The sequence below is a fragment of the Amycolatopsis orientalis DSM 43388 genome (genome assembly GCF_000411975.1).
In the GTDB taxonomy this organism is placed as follows: domain Bacteria; phylum Actinomycetota; class Actinomycetes; order Mycobacteriales; family Pseudonocardiaceae; genus Amycolatopsis; species Amycolatopsis orientalis_D.
On record NZ_ASXG01000063.1, the window covers coordinates 86,241 to 102,022 of the forward strand.

The 15,782-nt window shown below is 70.0% G+C and carries 18 protein-coding genes; 5 read left to right on the forward strand and 13 right to left on the reverse strand.

The genetic code is table 11. The features are described 5' to 3' along the window. Positions 1 to 5 precede the first annotated feature (5 nt). Genes L942_RS10925 through L942_RS10960 form a run of 8 tightly spaced genes read right to left on the reverse strand, consistent with a single transcriptional unit; the run spans position 6 to position 6,066 of the window. Entirely contained in the window at positions 6 to 812 is an 807-nt protein-coding gene (locus L942_RS10925; protein ID WP_037358340.1) for an IclR family transcriptional regulator domain-containing protein, read from the reverse strand. Positions 813 to 822: 10 nt separating this feature from the next. Continuing rightward, positions 823 to 1,224 (reverse strand): 4-carboxymuconolactone decarboxylase, encoded by a 402-nt coding sequence (gene pcaC / locus L942_RS10930; RefSeq protein WP_037358342.1) that lies wholly within the window; start codon positions 1,222 to 1,224, stop codon positions 823 to 825. Next, the gene (gene pcaD, locus L942_RS10935; protein ID WP_037358344.1) at positions 1,221 to 2,000 is read right to left on the reverse strand and encodes a 3-oxoadipate enol-lactonase; all 780 of its coding nucleotides are present in this window, start codon (positions 1,998 to 2,000) and stop codon (positions 1,221 to 1,223) included. Before pcaD ends, pcaC begins: the two co-directional genes overlap by 4 nt. A gap of 29 nt (positions 2,001 to 2,029) precedes the next feature. Further along, positions 2,030 to 2,581, reverse strand: coding sequence for a protocatechuate 3,4-dioxygenase subunit alpha (pcaG, locus tag L942_RS10940; RefSeq protein WP_037358347.1), 552 nt, complete (start codon positions 2,579 to 2,581; stop codon positions 2,030 to 2,032). After that, entirely contained in the window at positions 2,578 to 3,312 is a 735-nt protein-coding gene (pcaH, locus tag L942_RS10945) for a protocatechuate 3,4-dioxygenase subunit beta (RefSeq protein WP_037358349.1), read from the reverse strand. Before pcaH ends, pcaG begins: the two co-directional genes overlap by 4 nt. A 14-nt stretch (positions 3,313 to 3,326) precedes the next feature. After that, entirely contained in the window at positions 3,327 to 4,508 is a 1,182-nt protein-coding gene (locus L942_RS10950) for a thiolase family protein (protein WP_037358352.1), read from the reverse strand. Next, positions 4,505 to 5,260, reverse strand: coding sequence for a CoA-transferase subunit beta (locus tag L942_RS10955; RefSeq protein WP_037358354.1), 756 nt, complete (start codon positions 5,258 to 5,260; stop codon positions 4,505 to 4,507). Before L942_RS10955 ends, L942_RS10950 begins: the two co-directional genes overlap by 4 nt. Continuing rightward, complete coding sequence (locus L942_RS10960; RefSeq protein ID WP_037358356.1) at positions 5,257 to 6,066, reverse strand: CoA transferase subunit A; 810 nt, start codon at positions 6,064 to 6,066, stop codon at positions 5,257 to 5,259. The genes L942_RS10955 and L942_RS10960 overlap by 4 nt, the downstream gene beginning before the upstream one ends. 431 nt (positions 6,067 to 6,497) lie before the next feature. On the opposite strand from L942_RS10960, the gene L942_RS10965 reads away from it, so the two are divergent. Together L942_RS10965 and L942_RS10970 are read left to right on the forward strand one after the other, a co-directional pair. Continuing rightward, positions 6,498 to 7,445, forward strand: a complete 948-nt coding sequence (locus tag L942_RS10965; protein WP_037358459.1) for a 2-hydroxyacid dehydrogenase — start codon at positions 6,498 to 6,500, stop codon at positions 7,443 to 7,445. Then, the gene (locus L942_RS10970) at positions 7,442 to 8,569 is read left to right on the forward strand and encodes a glycerate kinase (protein WP_037358357.1); all 1,128 of its coding nucleotides are present in this window, start codon (positions 7,442 to 7,444) and stop codon (positions 8,567 to 8,569) included. The genes L942_RS10965 and L942_RS10970 overlap by 4 nt, the downstream gene beginning before the upstream one ends. A 222-nt stretch (positions 8,570 to 8,791) precedes the next feature. On the opposite strand, the gene L942_RS10975 is transcribed toward L942_RS10970, so the two are convergent. Next, complete coding sequence (locus L942_RS10975) at positions 8,792 to 9,097, reverse strand: iron-sulfur cluster biosynthesis protein (RefSeq protein WP_037358359.1); 306 nt, start codon at positions 9,095 to 9,097, stop codon at positions 8,792 to 8,794. 144 nt (positions 9,098 to 9,241) lie between these two features. Further along, positions 9,242 to 9,577: a hypothetical protein gene (locus tag L942_RS44235; protein ID WP_158684452.1), complete on the reverse strand. Its 336-nt coding sequence runs from the start codon at positions 9,575 to 9,577 to the stop codon at positions 9,242 to 9,244. Between the two features lie 1,143 nt (positions 9,578 to 10,720). Between L942_RS44235 and L942_RS45315 the strand changes: the two genes are divergently transcribed. Both L942_RS45315 and shbA read left to right on the forward strand, forming a co-directional pair. Next, positions 10,721 to 11,137: a GtrA family protein gene (locus L942_RS45315; protein ID WP_051165877.1), complete on the forward strand. Its 417-nt coding sequence runs from the start codon at positions 10,721 to 10,723 to the stop codon at positions 11,135 to 11,137. Positions 11,138 to 11,461: 324 nt separating this feature from the next. After that, complete coding sequence (gene shbA, locus L942_RS10990; RefSeq protein WP_037358367.1) at positions 11,462 to 12,118, forward strand: RNA polymerase sigma factor ShbA; 657 nt, start codon at positions 11,462 to 11,464, stop codon at positions 12,116 to 12,118. A gap of 97 nt (positions 12,119 to 12,215) precedes the next feature. On the opposite strand, the gene L942_RS10995 is transcribed toward shbA, so the two are convergent. The 3 genes from L942_RS10995 to L942_RS11005 are packed head-to-tail and all read right to left on the reverse strand — an operon-like array spanning position 12,216 to position 14,346. Beyond that, entirely contained in the window at positions 12,216 to 13,046 is an 831-nt protein-coding gene (locus L942_RS10995; protein WP_037358368.1) for an amidohydrolase family protein, read from the reverse strand. Further along, positions 13,043 to 14,017: an aldo/keto reductase gene (locus L942_RS11000; protein ID WP_037358465.1), complete on the reverse strand. Its 975-nt coding sequence runs from the start codon at positions 14,015 to 14,017 to the stop codon at positions 13,043 to 13,045. Before L942_RS11000 ends, L942_RS10995 begins: the two co-directional genes overlap by 4 nt. After that, positions 14,014 to 14,346: an L-rhamnose mutarotase gene (locus tag L942_RS11005; RefSeq protein WP_037358371.1), complete on the reverse strand. Its 333-nt coding sequence runs from the start codon at positions 14,344 to 14,346 to the stop codon at positions 14,014 to 14,016. The genes L942_RS11000 and L942_RS11005 overlap by 4 nt, the downstream gene beginning before the upstream one ends. A 74-nt stretch (positions 14,347 to 14,420) precedes the next feature. On the opposite strand from L942_RS11005, the gene L942_RS11010 reads away from it, so the two are divergent. Continuing rightward, positions 14,421 to 15,137: a FadR/GntR family transcriptional regulator gene (locus L942_RS11010; protein WP_037358373.1), complete on the forward strand. Its 717-nt coding sequence runs from the start codon at positions 14,421 to 14,423 to the stop codon at positions 15,135 to 15,137. Positions 15,138 to 15,782 lie beyond the last annotated feature (645 nt).

Consider the following 15,782-nt stretch of genomic DNA (forward strand, 5'->3'; position numbering starts at 1 on the left):
GCTCCTCAGCCCTGGATCGCTCGCCCGGGCGCGACCGCGGCGAGTTCTGCCGAAATGGCCGCCGCGGTCTCGAGCAACGGCGGAACGAACTTGTTCCGCACGGTCTCCACCGACGTCCGGCTCGCGTGTGTCGAGATGTTGACCGCGGCGACCGCGCGCCCCGCCTTGTTGCGGATCGGCGCGGCGACCGAACGCAGGCCTTCTTCGAGTTCCTGGTCGACCATCGCCCAGCCCTGTTCCCGGACCTTGACCAGTTCGGCCTCGAGCGCGGCGCGGTGGGTGAGCGTGTGCGGGGTCAGCCGGTCGAGATCGGCGACGATGAAGTAGGCGTTGAGCTCGGTCCGGTCCATGTCGGCGAGCAGCACGTGCCCCATCGACGTGGCATGCGCGGGGAACCGCGTGCCTACGTTGATGCTCACCGTCATGATCCGCGACACCGCCACGCGCGCGACGTACACGATGTCGGCGATCTCCAGCACCGACACCGAACTCGACTCGTGCACCTCCGCCGAGAGCCGCTCCAGGTGCGGTTGCGCGATCTCGGCCAGGCTGAGGCTGGACAGATACGCGTAGCCGAGTTCCAGGACGCGCGCGGTGAGCGAGAAGTACTTGCCGTCGGTGCGGACGTAGCCGAGGTCCACGAGCGTCAGCAGGAACCGGCGCGCGGCGGCCCGGGTCAGCCCGGTGACGCGGGCGACGTCGCTGAGCGTCGGATGCGGGGCCTCGGCGCTGAACGCTTTGATCACCGCGAGCCCGCGCTCCAGCGACTGCACGTGGTGCGCACCGCGTTCGGCCTGGTCGTCGGATTCCATGCCGCGAACCCTATCCGGCCGGCGGCTGAGCGGTGGGTTCTCCCAGCTCCGCGAGGACGCGCTGGGCGATCCCGATCGCCGTGTTCGCCGCCGGCACCCCCGCGTACACGCCGGTGTGCAGCAGGACTTCGCGGATCTCCTCCGCGGCAAGCCCGTTGCGCACCGCCGCACGGACATGCATCGCCAGCTCGTCGTGGCAGTGCAACGCGGTGAGCGCGGCGAGGGTGATGCAGCTGCGGGTCCGCCGGTCGAGGCCGTCGCGCGTCCACACCGAACCCCACGCCGCTTCGGTGATGTACTCCTGGAACGGCTTGCTGAACTCGGTGGTCCGCGCGACCGCCCGGTCGACGTGCTCGTCGCCGAGCACCTCGCGGCGCACCCGCATGCCCTCCTCGTAGCGTTCTCCGGTCACTGCTCCTCCGTGATCCGCTCGAGGATCAGCCGGGTGAATTCCTCCGGCTGTTCGTAGCTGCCCAGGTGCGCGGCGGAAGCGACGACCTCGAGCCGGGCGCCGGGGATCCCGTCCGCGATGACCCGCCCGTGCGGCTCGGCGGGCGTCGACGGGTCGTCGGCGCCGGCGATCACCAGCGTCGGAACGGAAATCTTCGCCAGGTCGCCGTTGAGGTCCATCCGCTCGATCACCTCGCAGCACGCGGCGTACCCCTCGCCCGGCTGCGACGCGACCATCTCGCGCAAATACGCGGCCTGGTCCGGATGCGCCTGTGCGTAGCCCGCCGTGACCCAGCGTCCGACCGTGGCCTCCGCGACCGTCTCCGTGCCCTCCGCCCGCACCAGACGCGCTCGATCGGCCCACATTTCGGGCGGCCCGAGCAGCGCTGACGTGCAGCACAGCGTAAGACTCGACAACCGTTCCGCGGCGTGCGTGCCGAGCCACATCCCGGTCATCCCGCCGAGCGAGAGGCCGACGAAGTGCGCGCGTTCGACGCCGAGATCGTCGAGCAGCCCCAGCACGTCGCCGCCCAGTTCGGCCAGGTCGTACGGCCCCGGCGGAACCGGCGACGACCCGTGGCCGCGCGTGTCGTACCGCACCACCCGGAAACCGCGTTCGGTCAGCGGCGCGACCTGCGGCTCCCACATCCGGTGGTCGCTGCCGATCGAGTTGGAGAACACCACCACCGGACCCGCCGCCGGGCCTTCGACGACCCGGTGCACCCGGACACTGCTCACGCTTGAACCTCCACAATGGACACGGCCGGTCAGACCTCGAAGAACACCGTCTCGCCTTCGCCCTGCAAACGCACGTCGAACCGGTAGCCGTCGCCGTCCTTCTTCGCCAGCAACGTATCCCGCCGTTCCGCCGGAACGCTCGCCAGCACGGCGTCGCCCGCGTTGTCCTGGTCCTCGAAGTACATCCGCGTGACGACCCGGTTCAGCAGCCCGCGAGCGAACACCGACACGTCGATGTGCCGCGCCTGCGGAGCCCCGGACGCGTCCGGCACGATTCCGGGCAGCAGCGTGAGAATCCGGTACTGGCCTTGGTCGTCGGTGGGACACCGGCCGAACCCGCGGAACGGATCGGCGGGCTTGCCGCGCGGATCGTCGGGGTGGTCGAACCCGCCGTCCGGGTCGGCCTGCCACGTCTCGATCATCGCGTCGGGAACCGGGTTGCCCGCGCCGTCGTACACGCCGCCGCGGATCCACACCGCGCCTTCGGTGCCCTCCGGGACCACGAACGGCCCGTCTTCCCACGGCAGCCCGATCGACAGGTACGGCCCGACGGTCTGCGACGGCGTGCTTTCCAGCCTCACTCGTCCTCCTCCTCGTCCTCGAACACCGACTGCTCGCGCCCGCGCACCACGATGTCGAACTGGAACGCCAGCGCCCACTCCTCCTCGGTGCGGTCGAGGTCGAACCGGGAGATCATCCGCTGCCGCGCCTTCTCGTCCGGGATGGAGTTGAAGATGGGGTCCTGCGAGAACAGCGGGTCGTCCGGGAAGTACATCTGCGTGACGAGCCGCTGGGTGAACGCCGAGCCGAACACCGAGAAGTGGATGTGCGCGGGGCGCCACGCGTTGTCGTGGTTCTTCCACGGGTACGCGCCGGGCTTGATCGTGGTGAACTCGTAGCGCCCGTCGCTGTCGGTCAGCGTGCGGCCGACCCCGTCGAAGTTCGGGTCGAGCGGCGACGGCCACCGGTCGCCGGTGTGCCGGTAGCGGCCGCCCGCGTTCGCCTGCCAGATCTCCACGAGCGAGTCTCGGATCGGCCGCCCGTCGCCGTCGAGAAGCCTGCCGGTGACGATGATCCGCTGCCCCTGCGGCTCGCCGGCGTGCTGACGGGTGAGGTCGTTGTCGAACTCGCCGAGCCGCCCCGGCCCGAGCAGCGGACCGGTGACCTCGGTGAGCATCTGCGGCAGCAGGACCAGCGGCTGCTTCGGGTGCCGCAGCGCGGTCGAGCGATACGGCGCGTAGTCGAGCGGCGGGTGCGTGCCGTCCGGATCGGGCCGGTACTGCGGCAGGCGCAGGTTGGTCGGTGTGGCCACGATGCTCCCCTTTCTCAGCGGTTCTCGAGCACGACAGCGAGTCCCTGGCCGACGCCGATGCAGATCGCCGCGAGGCCCCAGCGACCGCCGGTGCGGCGGAGCTGATGCGCCAGCGTGCCGATGATCCGGCCGCCGGACGCGCCGAGCGGGTGCCCGATCGCGATGGCCCCGCCGTTGACGTTGACGATCTCCGGGTCCAGCTTCGACCATTCTTTCAGGCAGGCCAGCGACTGTGCCGCGAACGCCTCGTTGAGTTCCACCGCGGCGAGGTCGTTCCAGTCGATGCCGGCCCGTTCGAGCGCGATCTCCGCCGCGCGCACCGGACCGATGCCGAACACATCCGGGTCGACCCCCGCGGCCCCGCGGCCGGCGATCCGAGCCAGCGGCGTCTTGCCCAGCCGTTCAGCCGCGGCCGCGTTGCCGAGCAGCAACGCCGACGCACCGTCGTTCAGCGGCGACGCGTTGCCTGCCGTGACGGTGCCGTTCTCCTTGCGGAACACCGTTTTCAGCTTCGCGAGTTTCTCGGGCGAGGAGTCCGGGCGGATGCCCTCGTCCCGGGTCAGCTCGACGCCTTCGACCGGAACCACGTGGTCGTCGTAGAAGCCCTCGTCCCACGCCCGCGCGGCGTTCACGTGGCTGCGCGCGGCGAACGCGTCCTGCTCTTCCCGGCCGATGCCGTAACGCTCGGCGAGCAGTTCGGTGGACTCGCCGAGGGAAACGGTCCACTGCGACGGCATCGCCGGGTTGACCATCCGCCAGCCGAGCGCCGTGTTGTACAGCGTCTGGTTGCCGGCCGGGAAAGCCTTGTCCGGCTTCGGCATCACCAGCGGCGAACGGCTCATCGACTCGACCCCGCCGGCGACCACGAGCGACGCGTCGCCGACCTGGATCGCCCGGCTCGCCTGCATGGTCGCCTCGACGCCCGACCCGCACAGCCGGTTCACCGTCACGCCGGGCACCGACGTCGGCCAGCCGGCGAGGAGCGCGGCCATCCGCGCCACGTTGCGGTTGTCCTCGCCCGCCCCGTTCGCGTCGCCGAGCACCACCTCGTCCACAGTGGACGGATCAAGGCGGTTGCGCTCGGCCAGCGCACGCAGGACGCCCGCGGCCAGGTCGTCCGGGCGCACGCCGGACAGAGCGCCGCCGTAGCGCCCGAAGGGAGCGCGGATCGCGTCGAGTACGTATGCGTCGCTCATTCGCCGGCCTTCTTTAGTTCGCGGAGCAGGGTCAGTTCGCGTTCAGTGGGCGCGGGGGTGGTCTTGAGGTCCGCGGCCGTCTTCAGTGTCCACCCCGTCGCTTCCACGACCTGGTCCAGCTCTACGCCGGGGTGCAGTTCGGTGAGCGTGAGCTCCGCGGTCTCCGGGTCGGGCCGCATCAGGCCGAGGTCGGTGACCACGAGCGTCGGCCCGGCACCGCGCAGGCCGAGCCGTTCGCGATCGCCGCGCCCGGAGCCGTGGCCGAACGACGTCACGAAGTCGACCTTCTCCACGAACGTCCGCTTGCTCTGCCGCAGCACGACGAAGACTTCCTTACAGGACGCGGCGATCTCCGGCGCCCCGCCCGCGCCGGGCAGGCGCACCTTCGGATCGCGGTAGTCGGCACCGATGACCGTGGTGTTGATGTTGCCGAATTTGTCGAGCTGCGCCGCGCCGAGGAACCCGACGTCGATCCGGCCGGGCTGCAGCCAGTAGTTGAACACCTCGGGCACGCTGACCACCGCGTCGGCGGTGTCGGCCAGCTCGCCGTCGCCGATCGACAGGGGCAGCCTGCTGGGTTTCGCACCGAGACAACCCGATTCGTAGATCAGCGTGAGGTTCGGGGCGTGCGTGCGCCGAGCCAGGTTCGCCGCTGTGCTGGGCAATCCGATCCCGACGAAGCACGACATGCCTTCGCCGAGCGCGCGGGCCGCGGCGATGCTCATCATCTCGTCAGCGGTGTACTCGCTCATGCCTTCACTCCGGTCAGGTCGTTCAGCCACTTGGCGAATTCCTCGCGGTCCCGCCCGATCTCGTCCCACGCCTGGTACGCCGCGTTGTCCCGCTCGTAGTACCCGGCGGCGTACGAAGGCGCCGCGCCGTGCGGCACCTCGGCCACGGCGGTGACCGCCCAGGACGGAAGGACCAGCGCGCCCGGCCGGGGCTCCAGTTCGTCGACGACCTCTTCGACGGTGACCAGCGATCGCTTCGCCGCGAGCACCGCCTCCTTCTGCACGCCCGCGATGCCCCACAGCTGCACGTTGCCCGCCCGGTCGGCGCGCTGCGCGTGCACGATCGTGACGTCCGGGTTCAGTGCGGGCACCGCGGTGAGCTGCTCGCCGGTGAACGGGCAGGTGATCGGCTTGATCGTGTCCGTCTGCGCGGGCAGATCGGTGCCGGTGTACCCGCGCAGCACGGCGAACGGCAACCCGGAAGCGCCTGCGACATAACGGTTCGCCATGCCCGCGTGACTGTGCTCCTCGATCTCCAGCGGCACCGGCCACGAGTGCTGCACGGCGTCGCGGAACCGGTGCAGCGAGCCGACCCCGGGGTTCCCGCCCCACGAGAAGATCAGCTTGCTCGCACAGCCCGCGCCGATGAGCTGGTCGTAGACGATGTCCGGCGTCATCCGCACGAGCGTGAGGTTCCGCCTGCCCTGACGGATGATCTCGTGTCCGGCCGCCACGGGGATGAGGTGCGTGAACCCCTCGAGAGCGACGGTGTCTCCGTCGTGCACCAGCTCGGCGACCGCCTCGCCGAGCGACAGCACCCTTGCCATCACGAGCCCTTCCGTCTGGATCTTTCCGCTTCCGCCGTTCCGTGCTAGCGTGTTCGCATAGCGCACAGAAGTTCTGTATCTGAACATAGCACGATCCGGCCGCCCGCGGGAGTGCCAAAAGGCGAAGCGGACATCCGGAGAGACGGCACAAGACGACGCGAGGTTTGCGGCTACGAGAGGAATGAGGTGGTGCGATAAGACAACACGGTGCGCTAGGAGTCGGCGAACGGGTTTCGCGGCCGGCGCAGAGCGGTGCGATCGACGGCAGACCGGATTTCGTTGCGTGGTACCGCAATGCGGAATTCGGGCACGGCAGACGTCGGCGGCGTTCTGTCGCGGATGGACGCTCCGTCGCAGCTCAGGCGGGTGTCCGGCGGTGAGCGCGCCGCGAACCTCGCTTGGGCGGCACAGTCGGCATTAGGCTGCTCGCCATGCCGAAGATCGCTGTCACCCGCTGGATCCCGGACGAGGCCGTGCAGGTGCTCGGCGAAGCAGGCGAAGTCGAGATCTCGCCCGAGGACCGGCCGCTCACGCCCGAGGAACTGCGGAAGTTCGTCGCCGGATCGGCCGCGGTGGTGTCGATGCTGCACGACCGGATCGACGGCTCAGTCGCGGACGCGGCGGGTCCTGGACTGAAGGTCGTCGCGAACGTCGCGGTGGGCTACGACAACGTGGAGGTCAGTGCACTGGCCGAACGCGGGGTCGTCGTCACCAACACGCCAGGAGTGCTCACCGACGCCACCGCGGACCTCGCGTTCGGGTTGCTGCTGGCCGTCTCGCGGCGGCTCGGCGAAGGCGAGCGTTTGCTGCGCGCCCGGCAGCCGTGGTCTTTCCACCTCGGTTTCCTGCTCGGATCCGGACTGCAGGACAAGACGCTCGGCATCGTCGGGCTCGGGCAGATCGGCCGCGCGGTGGCGAAGCGGGCAGCGGCGTTCGGGATGCGGATCGTCTACTCCGGACGGTCAGCGAAACCGGACTTCGACGGCGAGTTCGTGTCGTTCGACGAACTGCTGCGGCGTTCCGATTTCGTGTCGCTGCACTGTCCGCTGACCCCCGAAACGCGGCACCTCGTCGACGCGGACGCGTTGCGGGCAATGAAACCGGGTGCGTACCTGGTGAACACCACGCGTGGTCCGGTGGTGGACGAGTCGGCGCTGGCCGACGCGCTCGAAGCCGGCGAGATCGCGGGCGCGGCGCTGGACGTGTTCGAGAAGGAGCCGGAGGTCGAGCCTCGATTGCTGGACCGCGACGACGTGGTGCTTACGCCGCACCTCGGATCGGCGACGGTGGAAACGCGGACGGCGATGGCGGTGCTGGCCGCACGCAATGTCGTCTCGGTGCTCGCCGGCGCCGAGCCGCTGACGGAGGTGGGCCGATGACCCGGGTCGTGATCGCGCCGGACAAGTTCAAAGGAAGCCTGACCGCGGTCGAGGCGACGGACGCCATCGCACACGGCGTGCGCGATGCGTTGCCGGATGCCGAGATTTCCGCGTGCCCAGTCGCCGACGGCGGCGAAGGGACGTTGGAGGTGCTCGAGAACGCGGGCGGCTCCATGGTGCGGCTGTCGGTGCGCGGCCCGCTCGCCGAACCGGTCGAAGCCCGGTACGTGCTGCTCGACGGCACGGCCTACGTCGAATCGGCGCGGGCGTGCGGGATCGAGTTCGTGACGCCGAGCCGGGAAGTCGCGCTGGCCGCGCACACGTGGGGGGTCGGCGAGTTGCTGAACGACGCCCTCGCCCGCGGGGCGCGGCGGCTGGTGCTGACCGTCGGCGGCACCGCGAGCACCGACGGCGGTGCCGGGATGCTGGCCGCGCTCGGGGCCGAGGTGCTCGACGCGTCCGGAGCCCCGGTCGGTCTCGGCGGCGGGTCGCTGGCTCGGGTCGCGCGCGTCGACCTAGGCCCGGTGCGGGAACGGCTGGGCGCGGTGCCGGTCGCAGTCGCGACGGACGTGACGAATCCGCTGCTCGGCGCGAATGGAGCGGCGGCCGTGTTCGGGCCGCAGAAGGGCGCTGCTCCCGACGACGTACACGCACTCGACGAAGCACTATCGCACTGGGCCAAGGCGCTTGTGCAGGCTGGCGCGCGCGACGTCTCGAACCTCCCCGGAGCCGGGGCTGGCGGAGGCGTCGCAGCGGGAGCGATCGCCGGTTTCGGCGCGACGGTCGAGTCCGGCTTCGACCTGATCGCAGCGTTGACCGGCGTCGACACTGCGCTGACCGGTGCGGATTTGGTGATCACGGGCGAGGGGTCGCTGGACGAGCAATCGCTGTCCGGCAAAGCCCCTGCGGGCATCGCGGCCCGTGCCGGACGGGCGGGCGTCCCGTTGCTGGTGCTCGCCGGACGGATCCAGCTGGACGCGGACGCGCTGGCCGGTTTGGGAGTCGTGGGCAGCAGCGCGCTGATCGACCACGCGCCGTCGCTGGACTACGCCCGCTCCCATGCCGCCGAGCTGCTGCGCGAACAAGCCGGGGCGCTAGTGCGGGACTGGCTGCGCACCAGGTAGCAGAACGCTCCCGCGTTCCACCGCGGGAGCGTTTCCGCACAACAACGCAGCCACCCCGTCGTCTGGGCAATCCGTGTCTTGGGCAGCAGGGCCGCCGAGGGATCGGCCATGAATCCATTCGCCGGTCCCGGACGTCTCCAAGACGTTCGACCGGCGAACGGCACACGGGGTCGACGGACGCGGCCGCGAACCCCGTGGCCGGGCGCTTGCTTGCGCAGCCCGTCAGGCGGACTGCTGCTGGGGCAGGACGGCGAAGGCGACGTCGCCGGTGTCGTCCTGCTGAACGTCGAGGACCTTGTCGTCGAGCAATGCCGCTGCCTGCGGCTCGAGGAAGACCTTCGCCCCGCCGTCGGCACCGACGACGCGGTCGCCGTCCTCCGGAGCCGGGGCGACCGACAGCGCCAGCTGGGCACCGTCGCCTTCCATGCTCTGCAGCGCGAAGCGCAGGCCGCTCTGGTCGGAGCCGCTGCCTTGCTCAGCGGTCAACGCGGTGATCGCCTCGGCGGCGGCTTCGGTAACGGTCAGCATCTTTCGGCCTTCCCTTCGTCGCAGTCGGATGCGCGCGGTCGGTTGCAGGGTGGTTTTTCACGCTAAAGGCGGCTCGACGGTCGCGCAGTGTGAGCGCGACGCCGTTGGCCGCAGTGGTGGAACCTGTCACAAATACGTTTGAGATCAGGATCTTCGGGCCATGGCCGACCGGATCGCGTCGGCGACCGTGCAGCCGCCGTGGTCGACCCGTTCGCCCTGTGCGGGCACCGGGGGCCAGCCGCCTCCAGCCGCGTCGAGCGGCTCCGGTTCGGCTTCTCTGGCAGCTTCCCCGGCGGCGGCCTCTCCCTCGGCGGGCCCGCCGGACACTGGCGGCCGCACCTCCGGCGGCTCCTCCGCACGCTGGCTTTCCCGGACCTCGCCCGAGGGCACCGCGCCGGGCACGCGATCGGGGTCGATGCGAGAGCCGTCCGCAGCCGGGGGTTGACTCCCACGGAGAGTGTCGTCGCCGGCATCGCTCACGGGCACCTCCCCGAAAGTCCGGATTGTTCGTGGTGAGCTACCCGAGACGCCGTCGAGTGAAACGGACCGAACGGCTGTCGCCGGAATCACACGGTTTCCCGCCTCCGGCCAGGGCCTCAGCGGGCGAAGCGGAGTTAGCGTCGGGACATGACCACCACCAGGTGGAAGCCGCGCGGCCGGATCGGTCTCCGCGCCCGGCGCAAAGCCAGCAGCGACCCGATCGGCGATACCGCGCCGCCGGACTTCGGCGCGCTCGACGACTCCCCCGGCTTCGACGAGGTCGCCGACCTGCACCGCGCAGCCCACGAGGACCTGCCCGCCCTCGCCGACGAGATCGACACTCGTCGCGCCCTCCCGGACGCCGACTCCCGCGTGGCGAAGGTCCGTCGCCGCTCAGCGGCTAATCCGAGCGCCGATCGCGGCGAAACGGCAACGAGAGACGGCAAGCTGCCACCGCCAGAGACCGCCGGTCGCCACGCAGCGACTACCACGAGCGCCCGTCGCGTTCAGCCAGCAACTGACGACACCGGACTGCCGCAACCGGACACCAGCCACCACTCGGGGGCAGCCAACAGCGCTTCTCGCCACGAAACGGCAACCGGCGAACCAGCGCGCCCCGAGGCCACCGGCGAACGCGCCGATCGCCACTCAACGGCAAACACGAACACGGCTCGCCACGAATCGGCGAACAACAGCCTGCTGTCGCCACAACCCGCCACCAACGTCGCTGCGGAAGCCAGCCGCCAGCGAGGAGCCGCGGCAGACGATCCAGCTCACGACGAGCCCTGTTCGAGCCCCGCTGCCATCGACACCACGCCCGCAGCGCCTCCGGGTGTCGACACCACCCCCGCAGCTCCTCCGCACGTCGGCACGCCCGCGGGTCCTCCGCACGCCGCCACCTCGCCCGCAGCCCCACCGCACGCCACCACCTCCGCAGCACCACCGCAGCTCGCCACCACGCCCACAGCCCCACCACACGCCGCCACGCCCGCAGTGCCTCCGCACGTCGCCACGCCCGCAGCGCCACTGCACGCCGCCACCACTCCCACGACGCCTCCGCGCGACACCACCCCGGGAGCGCCACCGGACGTCGCCGAAAAACGGCCAAACCCTCACGGCGACCGCAGCACCCGCCGCCGCGAGATCGGTGGGCACGCGGCCTGGTACCTGGCCGCCGGGGTGGTCACCACCGGGCTCCAGGCCGTCCTCTTCCTCGCCTTCAGGCCGCAGATCGGCGCGCAATGGGCGAATCTCGCCGCGCTCGCGATCACGACGGTCGGCAACACCGAGTTCCACCGGCGCGTCACTTTCGCCAACCGGAGCAGCCGCGCGGGCAAGCGCCACCTGCAGGACCTCGTCACTTTCGCCTTCTACGCCGGCTACGGATCGGTCGTCCTCGCGGCCCTCGACGCCGTCGTCGCGCATCCCTCCGCCGGCCAGCAAACCGCCGCGCTTCTCGCGGCGAGTTTCGTCGGCGGGGTCGTTCGGTTCGCCGTTCTGCGGTGGTGGGTTTTCGCCCGGGCGCGGCGGAGCGACGCGGCACAAGATCACCAAGGGTAGTGGAACCCGTTCTACCCCCAGTGCGACCACTCTCTGTTGTGCTACGCAGCTATCACTCTTTGTGACACGCGAAATCGGACATCCGCACATGCTGCGAGAGCGGATTCGTACTGTGCGTCGGCTGGTCTCGTTTGTGTCAAGACCACTGCTGCTAACGGGGTATTCGTAGTTGAAATGTGGACGGTCGGCCTCCGGCCGCTTAAGGTTACGGAGCGTCGCAACGGTCGCAGTGCTCCCCCGTTTGATGGGAGAACCTGCAGCCGCAACATCACAGAGTGTTGACCCCAAGACAGCGACGGTCGCAGGGTTGCCGGGGAGACGACCATGACAGCACCGTCGAAGACGTCCCGTACTGCGGTGTCCAGCGTCGCGGGCTACGTGAGCCCCGCCGCGCTGCCCCGGTCCGGCGGACGCCTGACCAAAGAAGACCTCGACCCGCTCGTACGCGCCGCGGGACAGGGCGATCAAACCGCGATCGCCAACCTGCTGCACGTGCTCCGGCCCGTCGTCGCCCGCTACTGCCGGGCGCGGATGGGCGGCCGCGACCTCTCGTACCTCGCCGCCGACGACGTGGCGCAGGACGTCTGCATGGCCGTCCTCAAGGCCCTTCCCGACTACCAGGACCGCGGCGGTTCGTTCCTCTACCTGGTGCACGCGATCGCGGCCAACAAGGTCGCCGACGCCTACCGGGCGGTAGCGCGCGACCGGTCCGAGCCGGTGCCCGAGCTTCCGGAGCACCCGCTCTCCGGCGGCAACGAGCCGGAAACGCACGCGCTGCGCCTCGACCTCGGCAGCCGCCTGCAGGAGCTGCTCACCCGTCTCGCCCCGCTGCAGCAGGAGATTCTGGCACTGCGCATCGTCGTCGGCCTCAGCGCGAACGAGACGGCCGAAACGCTGGGCATTTCGGCCGGCAACGTCCGCGTCACGCAGCACCGCGCGCTGTCCAAGCTCCGCGAGATGGTGCGGGGCCAGGACTTCTGAGCCACGTCGTCACTCGAACGGCTGGAAGGCCGCCGCGAACGCCCAAATAGGTCGACAGGCCCTGTTTCGCACGGCACTCTGGAGTGCACCCGCCGCATCATTTCAGCTCATAAACGCGTGCCGCAGTGCGTTCGAAGACCTCCAGCCGTTCCGGGTCGCTCAGCGCACCGGTCAGCGACACCGCCGCGTCCAGTACGACTTCGTACGCTGCCGCCAGTTCGCACACTGGCCAGTCGGAGCCGAACATGACCCGGTTCGCCCCGAACGACTCGAAAACGTGGTCTGCGTAGCGGCGCAGATGGCCCACCTGCCATTCGCGCCAGTCGGCTTCCGTCACCAAGCCGGACAGCTTGCAGTGCACGTTGTCGTGCGCGGCCAGCGAGGCCACGTCGTCCGCCCACGGCTGCCATTCGCCTGCCGCGATGCCAGGTTTCGCGGCGTGGTCGAGGACCAGCCGCAGGTCCGGCAGACGTTCGGCGACCTGCCGGGCGGCGGCGAGCTGCGCCGGTGCCACGAGCAGGTCGTAGACCAGGCCCGCGGCGCCGACCGCGGCCAGGCCGCGCAGGACCTCGGGACGCAGCAGCCAATCCGGGTCCGGCTCGTCCTCGACCTGGTGGCGGATGCCGGCCAGCGGACCGAGTTCGCGCAGCCGGGCGAGCCGGTCGGCCACGTCCGGGGCGGCGAGGTCGACCCAGCCGACGACGCCGGCCACCAGCGGCTCGGACGCGGCCGTGGCGAGGAACTCCTCCGTTTCCGCCTCGTCCGAGACGGTCTGCACCAGCACGGTGGCGTGGACGCCCGCCGCGGTGGCCACTGTGCGCAGATCGTCGACGGTGTACGGCTTGCGGATCGGAGCCAGCGCGTCGCCGGACATCCACGGGTACTCGCGGCGCGCCGGATCCCACAGGTGGTGGTGCGAATCGATCACTGGGCTCCTCCGGACACGACGGGGCGGGCGGCCGGCCGCAGCAGGCCGGCGTCGGCGAGGTCGTCCCACAGTACGGCGGGGATATTCGCCGCTGCCCGGCGAACGTTCAGCGACACCTGCTGGGCGTCGTGCGCGCCGACGACCACCGACACCACCGCCGGATGCGTGCGCGGCAAGGCGAGCGCGGCCTCGGGCAGCGAAACACCGTGGCGCGCGCACATTTCCGCGATCTTCTGCGCTTTTTCCACGAGATCCGCGGGGGCGGCCGCGTAATCATAAATGGCACCGGGCTGTTCAGTGGCGAGGATTCCGCCGTTGAACACCCCGCCGGCCACGACGCCGACACCCCGTTCGACGCACAGCGGCAACAACTCGTCCAACGCCGGCTGGTTCAGCAAGGTATACCGGCCGGCCATCAGGACATGGTCAAGATCGAACCGGCGCACGAATTCCGCGAGCATCGGCGCCTGGTTCATCCCCGCCCCGATCGCCGCCACAACTCCCTGCTCCCGCAACTCCAGCAAGGCCGGAAACGCGCCCGAGACCGCTTCCTCGAAATGATCGTCCGGATCGTGCACGTACACGAGGTCGATGCGGTCGAGACCCAGCCGGTTCAGGCTCGATTCCAGCGAACGCAACACCCCGTCACGGCTGAAGTCCCAGCGGCGGCGGTAAGTCGCGGGAACGTCGAAGCCCTGATCGTCGCGTTCCCCTGGTGCCGCCGCGCGCGGTTCCAGCACTCGACCGACTTTTGTAGACAGGACGTATTCTGCGCGCGGATACGCCGCCAGCGCGGCCCCGAGGCGGCGTTCGGACAGTCCCAGCCCGTAGTGCGGCGCGGTGTCGAAATAGCGGATCCCCTCGTCCCACGCCCGCCGCACGCTCGCCGCGGCGGTTTCGTCCGGCACCGCGTGGTAGAGGTTGCCCAGCTGCGCGCCGCCGAGTCCCAGCGGAGGAAGATCCACGGTCAGGCCTCCGCCGGGAGTTGCCACACCAGCCCGAGGCCGTGCGCGACGTCGGAATGGTCGGGGTCGAGCAGTTCGTTGATCCTTTTCTGCCACGCGATGTCAGCCGGGTCGTCAGCGAGTTTCTCGCGCATCCGCTCGAAATCGTCCACCTCGACGAAGTGGAACAGGTCGAGCCCGTCGCGCCAGATCCGCCATGAACGCACGCCGGCGCGGCGCAGCGCGGCATCCAGTTCCGGCGGGATCACCGCGTGCACCTCCTCGTAGCTTTTCTCCATTCCGGGCTTCAGCCGGGTGCGCAGGGCGACCGTTTGCGGCGCCGGGCCGTGGGTCATCGTTCCTCCTGACGGGAGTCGTGGCACGCTGTAGGGAGTAAACATCCGAGGTCTCTGCAGGGAGGGCGGTCCCGATGCCCGTCACCGATGTCGCGATCGACAAGATCAAAGACATGATCATTTCGGGCGAGCTGGCCCCCGGCGACCGGCTCCCCAAGGAGGCCGAGCTCGCGCAGCGGCTGGGGCTTTCCCGCAGTTCGCTGCGGGAAGCGGTGAAGGCGCTGTGCCTGATCCGGGTGCTGGACGTGCGCCAGGGCGACGGCACGTACGTCACCAGTCTCGAACCGAACCTGCTGCTCGACGCGATGACCTTCGTGGTCGACTTCCACCGCGACGACACCGTGCTCGATTTTCTTGCCGTGCGGCGGATTCTGGAACCCGCGGCCACCGCGCTGGCAGCGCTGCACATGCGCGACGAGGACGTCGCCGAACTCGGCGCGCTGCTCGGCGAACTCGAGGAATCGCCGACCGTCGAGGCGCTCGTGGCCAACGACCTGCAGTTCCACCGCAAAATCGCGGACGGCTCGGGCAACCCGGTGCTGTGCTCGCTGCTCGAAAGCCTCTCCGGCCCGACCGCGCGAGCCCGGATCTGGCGCGGCCTCACCCAGGAAGGCGCGGTCGCCCGGACCCGGGAACAACACGCCGCGATCTACGACGCGATCGCCGCGCGGGAACCAGAACTCGCCCGCTCGTGGGCGACAGTCCACGTCGCCGGAGTGGAGCAGTGGCTGCGAAGCACCCTGGTCGAAGACGCCACAGCCGGCGACGAGGCTGAGCCCGCCGCGTCCTGATCGGACCCTGAAGCCGGTTGCTGAGTCGCTCCTTGTGGTGAGGGGTCCCTTCATTCCTTGCTGATGGAAGTGAAGGGACCCTTCGCTGCTACCCGGTTGACGCGAGGGGGACTTTCGCACCTCCACGGCGAGAGCGAGGGCAACCCGCACCCCACGGTGGTCGAGGCGAACGGACCCATCGCGCAGATCGGGCCGGAGCGAGAAGGACTTTCGCGCCCCCACAGCGAGAGCGAGGACAACCCGCACCCCACGCCGGTCGACGCGAAAGGAGCCATCGCGCGCACCTGGCCGGAGCGAGAAGGACTTTCGCCCCTCTACGGCGAGAGCGACCGCAACCCTCACCCCGCGGTGGTCGAGGAGAAAGCACCCATCGCGCGCACCTGGCCGAAGCGAGAAGGACTTTCGCGTCTCGACGGCGAGAACGGGGATAACCCTCACACCATCGTGGTCGAAGCGAAAAGATCCATCTGGCCGGAGCGAGAGGGACTCTCGCACAGGCACCAGGCCGGGCGCGGTCAATCTCCGGACCAGAAAAGACGAAGGCCTCCGTCGCGCAGGCTTGGACGACTCGGCGGGAACCGGTTCGCCCCGCAGCAAGATGGAGGTGCCCGTCATTAACTCCCGACCAAGTGCGGAGAAGGCAGC

Excerpts from the sequence above, each read along its gene's own strand:
- L942_RS10925 (WP_037358340.1), bottom strand. The coding sequence starts at position 812 with ATGGAATCCGACGACCAGGCCGAACGCGGTGCGCACCACGTGCAGTCG.
- L942_RS10950 (WP_037358352.1), bottom strand. The coding sequence starts at position 4,508 with ATGAGCGACGCATACGTACTCGACGCGATCCGCGCTCCCTTCGGGCGC.
- L942_RS10955 (WP_037358354.1), bottom strand. The coding sequence starts at position 5,260 with ATGAGCGAGTACACCGCTGACGAGATGATGAGCATCGCCGCGGCCCGC.
- L942_RS10960 (WP_037358356.1), bottom strand. The coding sequence starts at position 6,066 with ATGGCAAGGGTGCTGTCGCTCGGCGAGGCGGTCGCCGAGCTGGTGCAC.
- L942_RS10965 (WP_037358459.1), top strand. The coding sequence starts at position 6,498 with ATGCCGAAGATCGCTGTCACCCGCTGGATCCCGGACGAGGCCGTGCAG.
- L942_RS10970 (WP_037358357.1), top strand. The coding sequence starts at position 7,442 with ATGACCCGGGTCGTGATCGCGCCGGACAAGTTCAAAGGAAGCCTGACC.
- L942_RS10975 (WP_037358359.1), bottom strand. The coding sequence starts at position 9,097 with ATGCTGACCGTTACCGAAGCCGCCGCCGAGGCGATCACCGCGTTGACC.
- shbA (WP_037358367.1), top strand. The coding sequence starts at position 11,462 with ATGACAGCACCGTCGAAGACGTCCCGTACTGCGGTGTCCAGCGTCGCG.
- L942_RS11005 (WP_037358371.1), bottom strand. The coding sequence starts at position 14,346 with ATGACCCACGGCCCGGCGCCGCAAACGGTCGCCCTGCGCACCCGGCTG.
- L942_RS11010 (WP_037358373.1), top strand. The coding sequence starts at position 14,421 with ATGCCCGTCACCGATGTCGCGATCGACAAGATCAAAGACATGATCATT.